Origin of the sequence: Salinivibrio sp. IB872 (assembly GCF_001995345.1) — a bacterium.
Taxonomy (GTDB): domain Bacteria; phylum Pseudomonadota; class Gammaproteobacteria; order Enterobacterales; family Vibrionaceae; genus Salinivibrio; species Salinivibrio proteolyticus.
Genome location: NZ_MUFO01000039.1, coordinates 12,843 through 27,412 on the forward strand (window position 1 = coordinate 12,843; position 14,570 = coordinate 27,412).

The window sequence follows — 14,570 nt, forward strand, 5'->3', positions numbered from 1 at the left end:
ATGATGTGGCAGCGGCTATGCACCTTGATGATCGCGGGTCTGTTCAGCGTAACAGGCTGGGCCAATCAGATTGAAAATATTCGCGTTTGGCCTGCGCCTAATGAAACACGGGTCGTGGTCGATTTAGCGGATACGCCAGACTTTAGTTACTTTTCACTGACTCGACCTGACCGTTTGGTCATTGATTTAAAGCAGAGCTCACTGGCGACCTCGCTCCCAAAGCCGGTCAAGGGCAGCGATATACTGACTAAAATTCGCAAAAGTAGCCCGCCTGCCAAGTCCACCTATCGATTGGTGTTTGAGTTAAAAGACGCGGCCAAGCCGCACATCTTCGCTTTGGCCCCGGGCGGCGAGTATGGCCACCGCTTGGTGGTGGATTTGCCTCATCCTGCTAAAGTCGATAAGAATAAACCCGACTTGAGTGCCGCGGAAAAGAAGCGTCGAGAAACGGTGGCCGCGTTGCCGTTTGGTACCGATGACATCGTCGTGGCGATCGATGCCGGTCATGGWGGCAACGACCCGGGCGCGGTTGGCCCGACACGAAAATTTGAAAAATACGTCACGCTGGCGATCGCCAAGCAAACCGCCGCCCGCATTAATGCGGTACCCGGGATGCGAGCGGTACTCACGCGCACCGGTGATTACTTTGTCGATTTGAATCGACGCTCAGAGATTGCTCGCCAGCACAAAGCCCACTTATTGGTTTCGATTCATGCCGATGGTTTCCACAAGCCTCAACCACGAGGGGCGTCGGTATGGGTGTTATCTCGTCGCCGCGCGAACAGTGAAATTGGTCGCTGGATTGAAAGGCACGAAGAGCAGTCCAATCTATTGGGTGGTGGGTCCTTATTGGCACAAAACAACGAAGATGAATACCTCAGTCGCGCGGTGCTGGATTTACAGTTCAGCAACTCGCAAAAAGAAGGCTATAACGTGGCGACCCGGGTGCTTAAAGAGTTGGGGAAAGTCACCAAGCTGCATAAATCGAGCCCTGAGCACGCCAGTTTGGCTGTCCTCAAATCGCCTGATATTCCCTCTTTGCTGATTGAAACTGGGTTTATCTCTAACCCACAAGAAGAGCGACTCCTATTCCAACGGGATCACCAGCGCCGGCTTGCCGATGCGGTCTATCACGGGATCCGTAATTATTTTGAACATTTCCCGCCCGATGGCACCTTATTCGCTGCCCGTAAAAATGGGGTAAAACATACTGTCACGGCGGGGCAGTCGTTGTCTTTGATCGCCAATAAATACCAAAGCTCGGTCGCGGCGATTAAATCAGCCAATGGGCTAAGCTCCAACACGTTGCGGGTCGGGCAAGTGCTGTCTATCCCTAATGTCGATGTCGCTAAACTCGCCGGTAAGGGGGATAACGCTGTCTCTTCGACGCGTACGGTTACCCATACCGTGAGCCGCGGCGAGTTTCTGGGCAAGATTGCCGAGCACTATCAGGTGTCGGTCAGTACCATTCGCCGAGCCAATAGTCTGAAATCGGATACGCTTTGGGTTGGGCAAAAACTGTCGATTCCCGGTGCCACGACGCCGGATCGCAAGCACAAAGTCAAACGTGGCGAGTACTTAGGAAAAATCGCCGCCAATTATGGCGTGACCATTGAAAGCTTGCGGCAAGCTAATTCGCTGCGCTCTGACACCTTGGCGGTGGGGCAGACGTTAATCATTCCGGGAAGTTGATATGGCCATTCAGATTTTACCGGCTCGCTTGGCCAACCAAATCGCCGCGGGCGAAGTGGTCGAAAGGCCAGCGTCTGTGGTCAAAGAGTTGGTCGAGAACAGTATTGATGCGGGCGCGACCCGTATCGATATCGATATTGAAAAAGGCGGCAGTAAGCTGATCCGTGTGCGTGATAACGGCAGCGGAATTAGTAAAGCAGACTTACAGTTGGCGTTGAGCCGGCATGCCACCTCAAAAATCCACACCTTGGATGATCTCGAAGCGATCATGAGTTTAGGCTTTCGCGGCGAGGCGCTGGCGAGTATCAGCTCCGTTTCTCGCCTGACCATTACCTCGCGTCCTGCCGAACAGCAAGAAGCGTGGTCAGCATATGCCGAAGGCCGTGATATGGCCGTGAGTGTTAAGCCTGCGGCGCATCCTGTGGGGTGTACCGTGGAAGTGGTGGACTTGTTTTTCAATACACCCGCACGACGTAAGTTTTTACGTACCGAGAAAACGGAATTTGGCCATATTGATGAGCTGTTGCGCCGTATCGCACTGAGCCGTTTCGATATCACTATCAACTTGCGTCACAACGGCACGCCAGTGCGTCAGTATCGGCGAGTGCCTGAACAGGGCGATCCGGTGCGTCGTCTCAAAGCGGTATGTGGGCAAAAGTTTGTTGACCATGCGTTGCGCGTGGAGCTGACCCATCATGATATGACGCTTCGGGGATGGATTTGTACGCCAGAAGGTGCGCGTCAGCAAAATGATATGCAGCACTGCTTTGTCAATCAGCGGATGATGAAAGACAAGCTTATTAACCATGCGATTCGTCAAGGCTATGAGCAAAGCCTTGCCCCTGACCAATATGCGGCGTTTGTTCTTTACATTGATGTGGATCCGCACCAAGTGGATGTGAATGTACACCCCGCGAAGCATGAAGTGCGATTCCATCAAGCCCGCTTGGTGCATGACTTTATTTTCCAAGCTATTTTTGATGCGTTACAGCAGGCCAGTTCTCCCGTCTTAGAGGGGGTGGACAATGAAACCGGTGAGGTCCGCGAACAGGCTAGCTATCAGACACGGGCATCTGCGGTGGCCAGTGACTACCAAACCGCGGTGAACCGTTTTCCGGATTATCCCGGCCAGCGCAAGGAGCCGGTCCGCGAGCGTGGGCAATCAGGCGAATGGTCGGGGAATCGCGCGTTTTCCTCGCAACCCGCGCCACCATCTAAAAAGGCGACAGAAGCGTATCAGGCACTGATGACGCCTTACGCGTCAGAACAAAAGCCGCATACGCAGACTGCCACACTCTCAGAAACATCAGCCCCAGCTGCGTCTGAGACTGTGCCAACGGTAGAGGCGACGGTCGCCGATGCCAGCGATCGGCCCGCTAGCGCGGAAACTGGGTTAGGCAAAGTGCTTGCCGTGACTCACGGTCACTATGTGCTGATCGCGCGCGGCGATGCGTTGTGGTTGGCGGATTATCAAGCCTTGCAGACCTGGCGTCAGCAGGGAGCGTTGCGACCCGCCCTTGATGAAGGGTTAGTGGCACAGCCGCTATTGATCCCGCAACGGATGTCGGCGTCGCCTCAAGAATGTGAGGCGGTTGAGCACTATCAAATCTTATTAGGGCGCTTTGGGATCCATATAAAGGTAAAAGGACAACAGTTGATGGTCATGACAGTATGTCAGCCACTGCGCCAGTCCAACCTCCAAGCTTTTATTCCCGACTTGTTGGCATTTTTATTGTCATTAACCCCAGATCAACCCCATGAAGATCACAGCTCAAGCATGTGGAGTTGGCTGGCAAAGCAGTTGACAGTAGCATCGGATCACGTCAGCCTTGCGCAAGCGGTACAGACCGTTTCGGAAATTGAACAATATTGGCAGGGCGAGGCGTTACAGCATGGCTATCAGCGCGTGTTTAAACGTCTTGACTTGACCACAGCGATAGAAGCATTACAGCATGACTAATCCGTTGCCCAAGGCCATTTTTCTGATGGGGCCGACTGCCTCCGGAAAAACGGATCTGGCTATAGCGTTACGTAAAACATTGCCGGTGGAAATTATTAGTGTGGATTCGGCATTGATTTACCGCGGCATGGACATTGGTACTGCCAAACCAACGGCTGATGAATTGGCTCAGGCCCCGCATCGCCTAATTGATATTCGCGATCCGTCGCAAGCCTATTCGGCGGCCGACTTTCGTGACGATGCGCTCACCGCGATGGCAGAGATTGTTGCCCAAGGCAAAATCCCGCTGCTGGTGGGGGGCACAATGTTGTACTTTAAAGCGTTGCTTGAGGGATTATCACCGCTACCCAGTGCGGATCCTGAGGTGCGCGACGCGATAGAAAAAGAGGCGCAGCAGCACGGTTGGGAGGCATTGCATCAGCAGTTATGCCATATTGATCCTGTTGCGGGCGCGCGGATCCATCCCAATGATCCGCAGCGCATCATGCGTGCGTTAGAAGTATTCCGGGTTTCCGGACACACATTAACGGCGCTAACGGAGAAAAAAGGTGATCCTTTGCCGTATCAGGTTCACCAGTTCGCAATCACTCCTCAGGATCGAGGAGAGTTGCATCGCCGCATCGAACTTCGCTTTGCCAAGATGGTAGAGGCAGGGTTTGAACAGGAGGTACGCACGCTTTACGAAAGAGGTGATCTGCATCCGGATTTGCCGTCGATTCGTTGCGTGGGGTATCGCCAGATGTGGGATTATTTGGCCGGACGTTGCACCCATGAAGAAGCCGTTTATCGTGGGATTTGCGCGACGCGCCAGTTGGCCAAACGTCAGATTACTTGGCTTCGCGGCTGGGAAAATGTGACTTGGCTTGATAGTGACTCGCCGTCACTATCTTTACAAACGGTGACAAAAGCGTTGGCGGCAGAGACAGAGACTTAATGTATACTGTCCCTGACAAGGACGCTGCTTAACCGCTTAGATTGACTACAATTACAAACAAATAAGGAAAAGAAATAATGGCTAAGGGGCAATCATTACAAGACCCATTCTTAAATGCGCTACGTCGTGAGCGTATTCCCGTTTCCATTTACTTGGTGAATGGCATTAAGTTGCAAGGCCAGATTGAATCGTTTGATCAATTCGTGATTCTGCTGAAAAACACGGTTAACCAGATGGTGTATAAGCACGCGATCTCAACCGTCGTGCCTGCACGTCCAGTCAGCCACCATAACAATAACCAGGGTTCTGCCGAGCGTTCACACGGTGATCGTCAGCAGGATAAACCTGAGGAGTGAGCATTCATTTGCTAAGGAGCTGTTTGCTTGTTTGACCGTTACGAGGCCGGTGAACAGGCTGTACTCGTTCATATCAATTTTACCCATGATGGCGAGTGGGACGATCTCAGCGAGTTTCAAATGCTGGTGTCGTCCTCGGGTGTCGATGCCTTGCAAGTTGTTGTCGGCAGCCGTCAGTCACCACATCCCAAGTATTTTGTCGGTGAGGGTAAGGCGCAAGAAGTCGCTGACACCGTACGCCAAGTCGGTGCCGATGTCGTGATCTTCAATCACGCATTATCACCGGCGCAAGAGCGTAACTTGGAACAATTGTTTAAGTGTCGGGTATTAGACCGAACCGGCTTGATCCTCGACATCTTTGCCCAACGTGCACGCACCCATGAGGGTAAGTTGCAGGTAGAGCTGGCCCAGCTACGCCACCTGTCAACGCGTTTGGTGCGAGGCTGGACTCACCTTGAGCGGCAAAAAGGTGGGATTGGTTTGCGCGGGCCGGGTGAAACCCAGTTGGAAACTGACCGTCGATTATTGCGAGATCGGGTAAAAGCGATTCTTCGTCGGTTGGAAAAAGTTGCCAAGCAGCGAGAGCAGGGGCGTCGTGCGCGAGCGCGCGCGGAAGTGCCCACTATCTCACTCGTAGGCTATACCAACGCTGGGAAATCAACGTTATTTAACCGCATCACTGAAGCGGGTGTGTATGCCGCGGATCAGTTGTTTGCCACCCTCGATCCGACCTTACGCCGGATTGAAGTGGAGGATGTTGGTCCCTCAATTCTTGCCGACACGGTGGGCTTTATTCGCCACCTGCCGCATGACTTGGTGGCTGCATTTAAAGCAACCTTGCAAGAAACCCAAGAAGCGGACTTGCTGCTGCACGTGGTCGATGCCAGTGATGACAGGTACCGTGACAATATGGAAGCGGTCAACAGCGTGCTAGAAGAAATTGACGCCGCTGATGTGCCTCGTCTGATTGTCATGAATAAAATCGATAGTCTAGAACGCGCTGAACCTCGTATTGAACGAGACGACGAGGGGATCCCACAAGCGGTATGGGTCTCGGCGCTATCCGGACAAGGAATTTCGCTGATATTTGAAGCCCTCACCGAGCGTTTGGCTGGCACCATGGTGAAACATCGCCTGCGGTTGCCACCAAGCATGGCGGGCCGAATGCACAGTAAGTTTTGTCAGATGCGCTGCATTGTGCACGAGGAGTACCAAGACGATGGTCACTTACTCGTTGATGTGCGTTTGCCACAAACAGATTGGTATCGGCTGGAAAAAAGAGAAGGCAGTCACCTTGGCGACTTTATCGTCAGCGACTAGGCTGCTAAAGTAAAAAACTATCGTCAGATCAATTTGATGGAGAGCGCGAATGGCGTGGAATGAGCCAGGAAACAATGGCGGTCCCGATAAAGACCCCTGGGGCAATCGTGGTGGCCGGAATCAAGGCCCACCGGATCTTGATGAACTATTTAACAAGCTAAGCCGCAAACTCGGTGGCTTAGGCGGCGGAGGCCGTAAAGGCAAAGGCCCATCCTTTGGGGGAGGCGTCGCCGGTCTAGGTGTGCTTGCACTGATTGGCGCGATTGTTTGGGGGATCTCTGGGTTCTACACCATCGGCGAAGCCGAGCGGGGTGTGGTGCTGCGTTTTGGACAATATGACCGGATCGTGCAGCCTGGTTTGAACTGGAAACCTACCTTTGTGGATACGGTCAGCACTGTCAACGTTGAATCTATCCGTTCTCTGAACAGTTCGGGTCTTATGCTGACCAAAGACGAGAACGTGGTGAACGTTGAAATGGACGTGCAATACCGTGTGATGGATCCACAGCAATATCTTTACAGCGTCACCAATGCTGACGATAGCTTGCGTCAAGCGACAGATTCAGCGTTGCGTGCGGTGGTCGGTGACTCCTTGATGGACGATATCATCACCCGTGGTCGTCAGGAAGTGCGTGAGCGTACTCAAGTAGAACTCAACAAAATCATCGACAAGTACGACATGGGACTGTTGGTGGTGGATGTGAACTTCCAATATGCGCGCCCACCGGAGCAAGTGAAAGACGCATTTGATGATGCGATTGCAGCACGAGAGGATGAAGCGCGCTTTATCCGTGAAGCTGAAGCCTATCGTAATGACGTATTGCCAAAAGCAACCGGTCGTGCGGAAACCTTGAAAAAAGCCGCATTGGGTTACAAAGAGCGTACGGTTAACGAAGCTCAAGGTGAAGTGTCTCAATTTGAGAAACTCTTGCCTGAGTACCGTGAAGCCCCACGCGTGACGCGTAACCGTCTGTACATTCAGACCATGGAAGAAGTCTACAGCAACACCAGTAAGGTGATGGTGGATTCGCAAAGCGGCAACAGTAATCTGTTATATCTCCCACTCGATAAGCTAATGGGAGGTGCAGCCGTTGGACCGAACCAGCGTAAAGAGACGTCGAGCAGCCAATATGGTATTGAGCTTGAGCAAAGCGCACAGCCAACCCAGCAAGAGTCGGYGCCGCGTTCTGGTTCATCACGAGAAGGGAGATACTAAGCATGCGTAAGATGATGATCCCTGTTGTCGTCCTAGCCGTTGTTGTCTTTTTGATGTCGATCTTCGTGGTAAGTGAAGGCGAACGTAGCATTGTGGTCCGTTTTGGGCGCGTGCTTAAAGCGGATAACGACGTGGCGAAAATCTATCAGCCGGGTCTGCATTTCAAACTGCCATTGTTTGATCGCGTCAACACACTCGATGCGCGTATCCAAACCATGGATGACCGTGCTGACCGTTTTGTTACCGCCGAGAAAAAAGACGTCATTATTGACTCTTACGTGAAGTGGCGTATCAAAGACTTTGGCCAGTATTACCTGTCCACTGGTGGTGGTAACAAACTGACTGCCGAGTCGTTGTTGCAGCGTCGTGTCGCGGATGGCTTGCGTGCCGAAATCGGTAGCAAAACCATTAAAGAAATCGTGTCTGAAAAGCGTGATGAGGTCATGAAAAGTGTCCTTGATCGTGCGGCGAGCGAAGGTTCACGTGATTTGGGTATTGAGTTGATTGACTTGCGTATCAAGCGTATCAACCTGCCGAGTGAAATCAGTGAGTCTATTTATGCACGTATGCGTGCTGAGCGTGAGGCGGTTGCCCGTCGTCATCGCGCACAAGGGCGTGAGCAAGCGGAAATTATTCGCGCGCAAGCTGAGCTAGAAGTGGCGACTATTCTGTCTAAAGCAGAGCGTCAAGCGCGGATCACCCGTGGTGAAGCTGACGCAGAAGTGGCGAAGCTGTTTGCTAACGCGTTCAAGAAAGAGCCTGAGTTTTATAGCTTTGTACGCTCGCTACAAGCCTATCGTAAAAGCTTTAACAGTAAGAGCGATATGCTGGTGGTTGATCCGAAAAGTGACTTCTTCAAATACATGAAGCAGCCTGACGTGATCAATAAATAAACCGCAATAACCGCGAGAAAAGACAAGGCACTGCGCCTTGTCTTTTTTTTGTCTTCGGCTTTTCGCGCACAGCAAGATTCAATGTGGGAGGATGAATTATGACGACATTATGGGGAGCGCTTGCGCTGGTATTGGTGGTCGAAGGGCTAGGGCCCATGTTATTCCCCAAGCAATGGCGACAAATGGTGACTGAGCTGAGCCAGCAGCCGGATAATCAGTTGCGACGTATCGGAGGTTGCTTGGTGGTGATCGGTGCGGTATTCGCCTATTACCTCTTGAGTTAACCAAGGGGCTGTCAGCTTGACGTGACAAGCCCATGGTAAGAAAAAGACATTATGGTTAAAAAATAACTGCAACCGTTTTTTGAAGGTGCTAGAATCCATTTTTAACTAGCTGCATATCGAAAAAGATGGGTAATAACGTAGTAGTTCTCGGCACCCAATGGGGTGACGAAGGTAAGGGAAAGATCGTTGATCTTTTGACTGAAGACGCAAAATACGTGGTTCGCTACCAAGGCGGTCACAATGCTGGTCATACTCTTGTCATCGACGGCGAGAAAACCGTCCTACACTTGATTCCTTCTGGTATCCTTCGCAACAACGTTAAATGTATCATCGGTAACGGTGTTGTGCTGTCGCCGGACGCTCTGCTGAAAGAAATGGGTGAGCTGGAAGCGCGCGGTGTGCCGGTTCGTGAGCGCCTATTCCTGTCAGAAGCTTGTCCTCTGATCCTGCCATATCACATTGCGCTTGACGCAGCACGTGAGCAAGCACGCGGTAAGAAAGCCATCGGTACGACCGGTCGCGGTATCGGGCCTGCGTACGAAGATAAAGTGGCGCGTCGTGGTCTGCGTGTTGGCGATCTGTTCGACAAAGAAGCCTTTGCTGAAAAGCTAAAAGAAGTGATGGAATTCCATAACTTCCAGCTTGAGCACTTCTACAAGGCTGAGCCTGTGAGCTATGAAGAGACCTTGGCGACAGTCATGGAGCAAGCGGACATCCTTACCGGTATGGTGATGGACGTGACTCAAGAGCTTGATGATGCCCGCAAACGTGGTGACAAAATCATGTTTGAAGGCGCACAAGGCACCTTGCTAGACATCGACCACGGTACTTATCCGTACGTTACTTCGTCGAACACCACTGCCGGCGGCGTTGCTGCAGGCTCTGGTTTTGGTCCGCGTCACCTTGGCTATATCTTGGGTATTGCTAAAGCGTATTGTACGCGTGTTGGTGCGGGTCCATTCCCGACTGAGTTGGATGATGAGATTGGCATGCACCTTGGTACTAAAGGTGCCGAATTTGGTGCGACCACCGGTCGTAAACGTCGTTGTGGTTGGTTTGATGCGGTTGCGATGCGTCGTGCAGTACAAATCAACTCTGTGTCAGGTTTCTGTCTGACCAAGCTTGACGTGATGGACGGCTTGGAAGAAATCAAAATTTGTACCGGTTACAAGATGGCAGACGGTTCAACCGTTGAGGTATCCCCTCTGGCCGCTGACGCGTACGAAAACATCGAGCCTATCTATGAAAGCATGCCTGGTTGGAGCGAGAACACCTTTGGGGTGAAATCTCTCGACGAACTGCCGCAAGCGGCGCTCGATTACATCAAGCGTATCGAAGAGCTGACCGGTGTGCCGATTGATATTATTTCAACCGGTCCTGACCGTAACGAAACCATCATCAAAGTACATCCGTTTGCTGAATAAGCAATTGCTTTGAATGATAAAAGCCAGCGCCTTGTCGCTGGCTTTTTTAATGCTTTTTTCGCCCAGCTTGGAATCGAGATCGCGCGATAGCGGAAAAAACTTGCCGCCTTTGCTAAAGTCATTTCACATAGCGCCGATACAAAAAAGGCACAGGTAGCCCTGACGCTGCTGCTTAGTTTTTTGTTTTGATAGCGAGTAGGCATGAAGTTTCGAACGCTAGTTTTTTCTCTTTTGTTGTCAACAGCAGCGGCCAAAGCGGACGTCGGCCCCGCTGTGCCTGTGTATGAAGAGAGCGAATTGATTGCCTTGTTCGAAACTAACTCTCACCTTGAACGGGTGAAGCAGGATGAGTGCCAATTGATCCAAGATATTGAAGCCCGTGCCACCCGTGTTGGATCGCCCGCCTATGAGTTTTTATATGGTGATATGCTGGCGTGGGGCGTGTGTGTGGATCAGGATGCGGAGCTGGGTGTTTACTACATGAAGCTGGCGGCACAACAAGGCTTGCCCGCGGCACTCGAGCAACTAGGACGCTATTATGCCAATGGCACGCTCGTCCAGCAGGACCAGCGCCGAGCCATTCCTTATCTGCGTGAAGCGGCTTCGCTGGGGGATACGCGTGCACGCATCTTACTGGCTGAGCTGCTAGTGGATGATGTCGGCTCGCCGCTCGATTATGAAGATGCTTACCGTTGGTTGTACCAAACTATTACCGCGGACACCCAAACTCGCAATCGGATTGCTCAGCTGCGTGCTGCGCTAGAAGCGCGTATGCCACAAAACATTATTGCGCGCGCCAAACGTCGCACTAGTTATTGGTAAGCACAATAAGCGATTTTGTCACACAAATTCGTTATACTCGTTACCACTCATCTGTTTCCAATCTGATTCGATATGGTGCCTGCGCCATATTCCTCTCGTTGTTTACAAGCAAGACGCTGAAACAAAACGTCAAACTGCGATCATCGCGGCGCATTAGCGTCAGTTAACAGATATAATGAAATCAACATACGCCAATAGGAAAAGGTCTATGTCGCAAGACACAGGTTCGACAAAAAATACGCCCACAGGCATTGCGGCCGATCCGCACCAAGCTCGTGAAGCAGAAAAATATGACAATCCCGTCCCTAGCCGTGAACACCTACTCGAGGTCGTACGCAGCTTTAAAGCGCCGGTAAGTCGAGACAATCTGTTCGCACACTTGGGGCTCGCCGGTGATGAACAGTATGAAGGCTTACGTCGACGCCTGCGCGCTATGGAGCGTGATGGCCAATTGGTGTTTACCCGTCGCCAGTGCTACGCCTTACCCGAGCGATTAGACTTGGTTAAAGGCACTGTCATCGGTCACCGAGACGGCTTTGGCTTTCTACGCCCAGAAGGCAAAGGCAATCACGATGATTGGATGTTACCGCACCATCAAATGCGTAGCGTGATGCACGGTGATGTGATTTTAGCCCAAGGTGTCGGCACCGATAAGCGAGGCCGCAAAGAAGCCCGTGTAGTACGGGTGCTCGAGGCACGCCAAGGTCAAATCGTGGGCCGTTACTTTGTGGAAGATGGCATGGGCTTTGTCGTGCCCGATGATAGCCGTCTTGGTCAAGACATCGTGATCGACAAAGAGCAAACCCAAGGTGCGCGTATGGGTAATGTGGTGGTGGTCGAGATCATGCAGCGCCCGACCCGACAAACCAATCCTGTCGGTAAGATTGTTGAAGTGCTGGGCGAGAACATGGCGCCCGGCATGGAAATCGAAATTGCGATGCGCACCCACGATATTCCCCACCAATGGCCGGATGCGGTACTCAAGCAAGTGAAAAGCTTGAGTGAGGAAGTACCAGAAAAAGCCAAAGAGGGCCGCGTCGATCTACGTGATTTGCCACTGGTGACCATCGATGGTGAAGATGCCCGCGACTTTGATGATGCGGTCTATTGCGAGCGTAAACGCTCGGGCGGCTGGCGTCTGTGGGTAGCGATTGCCGATGTCAGCTACTATGTGCGACCTGATTCGGCGTTGGATAAAGAAGCGCAAAACCGCGGTAACTCGGTGTACTTCCCGAATCAAGTGGTGCCCATGTTGCCGGAAGTGCTTTCCAATGGTTTATGCTCGCTGAACCCGCAAGTCGATCGCTTGTGTATGGTGTGTGAGATGACGATTTCTGAGTCAGGTGCGTTATCTGGCTACAAGCATTACGAAGCGGTGATGAATTCCCACGCGCGTCTGACCTATACCAAGGTGTCTCACATCCTTGAAGGCGAAGAGGAGTTGCGTGAGCGCTACCGTTCTCTGGTACCGCACTTAGAGACCTTGCACGATATGTACAAAGTGCTCAGTGAGGCTCGCCAACAACGCGGGGCGATTGAGTTCGAGACGGTGGAAACCCAGTTTATTTTCAACGCACAGCGTAAAATCGACCGTATTGTGCCGGTGGAGCGTAACGATGCGCACAAGATCATCGAAGAGTGTATGATCTTGGCCAATATCGCGTCGGCGCGTTTTGTGGAAAAACACAAAGAGCCAGCACTCTATCGTGTCCACGAAGCGCCGGGCGAAGAGCGCCTCAGTGGCTTTAAAGATTTCTTAGGCGAGTTAGGCTTGAGTCTCAGCGGCGGCCTTGAGCCGACGCCGAAAGACTACGCGGCACTGATGCATGTGGTGCATGGTCGCGCTGACAGTGAACTGATCCAAACCATGTTGCTCCGCTCGATGAAGCAAGCGGTGTATCAAGCGGATAACCAAGGCCACTTCGGTTTGGCACTCAAGCAATACGCACACTTTACCTCGCCTATTCGTCGCTATCCGGATTTGTTGTTGCACCGTGCACTCAAATACTTGATTGCCAAACAAGCGGGTAAAAACCAAGACCGTTGGACCCCGACCGGAGGCTACCACTACTCATTTGACGATATGGATGTGCTCGGCGAGCAGTGTTCGAAAACCGAACGCCGTGCTGATGATGCTACCCGTGATGTGGCTGATTGGCTTAAGTGCGAATACATGCAAGATCACGTTGGTGATGAGTTGGAAGGCGTGATTGCCAATGTCACTGGTTTTGGCTTCTTTGTTCGCCTCAATGAGCTACATATCGATGGTTTGGTCCATATTTCCAACCTCGATAATGATTACTATCGCTTTGATATGGTGGGTCAACGCTTGGTCGGTGAAGGCTCGGGACGTGTGTTCCGACTCGGTGATCAGGTGACCGTGAAAGTCTTAGCCGTTAACTTGGATGAGCGACAAATCGACTTTGAGCTGGTAGGCTCTGAGCGCAAAGCCCGTCGCCCGGGGAAAACAGCCCGTGACAAACGCAAGAAAGGCCGTGCGGAGTCGAATAAAGACCCACAAGCCCGTCGCGAGCGAATGTCCGTGCGTCAGCAACTGAAACGTGGCGCCGTGCCTAGCGTTGAAGAAGACAAGGCCCCTGCAGAGAAAAAAGGCWAGAAGGGCAAAGGTAAGTCGCCTGCGGAAAAAGCACGCAAGAAAAAGGCGAAGAAGCAAAAACCTAAAGCGGTCAAGAAAAAGAAGTAACCCATGAGTAATGAAACCATTTACGGCATTCATGCCGTCCAAGCCGTGCTTGCGACTGATCCATCTCGCTTTATTGACGTGATGGTGCTAAAAGGCCGTCAAGACGAACGCTTGGTGCCTGTACTAAACGAATTAGCGATGCTGGGGATCAGTATTCAGCAAGTCGGCCGCAAAGCGTTAGACGACAAAACCCAAGGTGCGTCGCACCAAGGGATTGTGGCACGTGTCAAAGCGGGCCGTCAGTATAACGAAAATGACTTGGAGGCGATCCTCGCCAATACCGAGAGTCCCTTGCTGCTGGTGCTTGATGGGGTAACTGACCCCCACAACTTGGGGGCGTGCTTGCGTACCGCGGATGCGGCGGGAGTCAGTGCAGTGATTGTCCCGAAAGACAAATCCGCTCAGCTAAATGCTACGGCGCGAAAAGTCGCCTGTGGCGCCGCTGAAGTCGTGCCTTTAGTGCGCGTCACCAACTTAGCGCGAACCATGCGTGCGCTCAAAGAGCAGGGCGTGTGGTTTGTGGGCACGGCGGGTGAGGCCGATCATGATGTTTACGACACCAAATTGGTGGGGCCGCTCGCCTTAGTGATGGGCGCAGAAGGAGATGGCATGCGCCGTTTGACGCGTGAAACCTGTGATGAGCTGATTCGGATCCCAATGGCGGGTAGCGTGTCGAGCTTGAACGTGTCCGTGGCAACTGGCGTCTGTTTGTATGAAGCGGTGCGTCAGCGTCGTTAAGTGCCTTGTCTCTTGTCCACCGCTGAAGAAAAACGCCCCTGTTGGGGCGTTTCAGATTGCTGACGAACCCCGCCTTTTTAGGCGGGGTTCTTTTTGATAAGCGGCCGTAGGCCGCGATCGCGATATTTTTTGTTAGAGAGTGGTCGTTACCGACCAACGCCTAAATTGGCGGATAGAAGCCAGTATTTGCCTTATATCCGCCATGTTAAAGCCACATTTTCTTAGAT

At 52.2% G+C, this 14,570-nt stretch carries 12 protein-coding genes; all 12 read left to right on the forward strand.

What is annotated here, in order from left to right; genetic code table 11:
* The 12 genes from BZJ18_RS13745 (at position 1) to rlmB (ending at position 14,343) form a co-directional block, all read left to right on the forward strand.
* Positions 1 to 1,692, forward strand: coding sequence for a LysM peptidoglycan-binding domain-containing protein (locus BZJ18_RS13745; RefSeq protein WP_077457583.1), 1,692 nt, complete (start codon positions 1 to 3; stop codon positions 1,690 to 1,692).
* Between the two features lies 1 nt (position 1,693).
* Positions 1,694 to 3,652, forward strand: a complete 1,959-nt coding sequence (mutL, locus tag BZJ18_RS13750) for a DNA mismatch repair endonuclease MutL (protein ID WP_077457585.1) — start codon at positions 1,694 to 1,696, stop codon at positions 3,650 to 3,652.
* The gene (gene miaA / locus BZJ18_RS13755) at positions 3,645 to 4,586 is read left to right on the forward strand and encodes a tRNA (adenosine(37)-N6)-dimethylallyltransferase MiaA (protein WP_077457587.1); all 942 of its coding nucleotides are present in this window, start codon (positions 3,645 to 3,647) and stop codon (positions 4,584 to 4,586) included. The genes mutL and miaA overlap by 8 nt, the downstream gene beginning before the upstream one ends.
* Positions 4,587 to 4,663: 77 nt before the next feature.
* Positions 4,664 to 4,942: an RNA chaperone Hfq gene (gene hfq, locus BZJ18_RS13760; RefSeq protein ID WP_069589712.1), complete on the forward strand. Its 279-nt coding sequence runs from the start codon at positions 4,664 to 4,666 to the stop codon at positions 4,940 to 4,942.
* 27 nt (positions 4,943 to 4,969) lie between these two features.
* Entirely contained in the window at positions 4,970 to 6,262 is a 1,293-nt protein-coding gene (gene hflX / locus BZJ18_RS13765) for a ribosome rescue GTPase HflX (RefSeq protein ID WP_069589711.1), read from the forward strand.
* Between the two features lie 49 nt (positions 6,263 to 6,311).
* Entirely contained in the window at positions 6,312 to 7,478 is a 1,167-nt protein-coding gene (gene hflK / locus BZJ18_RS13770) for an FtsH protease activity modulator HflK (protein ID WP_077457589.1), read from the forward strand.
* A 2-nt stretch (positions 7,479 to 7,480) separates the two neighbouring features.
* On the forward strand, positions 7,481 to 8,371 hold the full coding sequence (gene hflC / locus BZJ18_RS13775; protein ID WP_077457591.1) for a protease modulator HflC: 891 nt from the start codon (positions 7,481 to 7,483) through the stop codon (positions 8,369 to 8,371).
* Positions 8,372 to 8,469: 98 nt separating this feature from the next.
* Positions 8,470 to 8,655: a DUF2065 domain-containing protein gene (locus BZJ18_RS13780; RefSeq protein WP_077457593.1), complete on the forward strand. Its 186-nt coding sequence runs from the start codon at positions 8,470 to 8,472 to the stop codon at positions 8,653 to 8,655.
* A gap of 125 nt (positions 8,656 to 8,780) precedes the next feature.
* Positions 8,781 to 10,079, forward strand: coding sequence for an adenylosuccinate synthase (locus BZJ18_RS13785; RefSeq protein WP_069589706.1), 1,299 nt, complete (start codon positions 8,781 to 8,783; stop codon positions 10,077 to 10,079).
* 201 nt (positions 10,080 to 10,280) lie between these two features.
* Positions 10,281 to 10,901, forward strand: coding sequence for a flagellar protein MotX (motX, locus tag BZJ18_RS13790; protein ID WP_069589705.1), 621 nt, complete (start codon positions 10,281 to 10,283; stop codon positions 10,899 to 10,901).
* A gap of 208 nt (positions 10,902 to 11,109) precedes the next feature.
* Complete coding sequence (gene rnr / locus BZJ18_RS13795) at positions 11,110 to 13,605, forward strand: ribonuclease R (protein ID WP_077457595.1); 2,496 nt, start codon at positions 11,110 to 11,112, stop codon at positions 13,603 to 13,605.
* Between the two features lie 3 nt (positions 13,606 to 13,608).
* A complete protein-coding gene (gene rlmB / locus BZJ18_RS13800) occupies positions 13,609 to 14,343 on the forward strand; it encodes a 23S rRNA (guanosine(2251)-2'-O)-methyltransferase RlmB (protein WP_077457597.1) in 735 nt (244 codons plus the stop codon).
* Positions 14,344 to 14,570 lie beyond the last annotated feature (227 nt).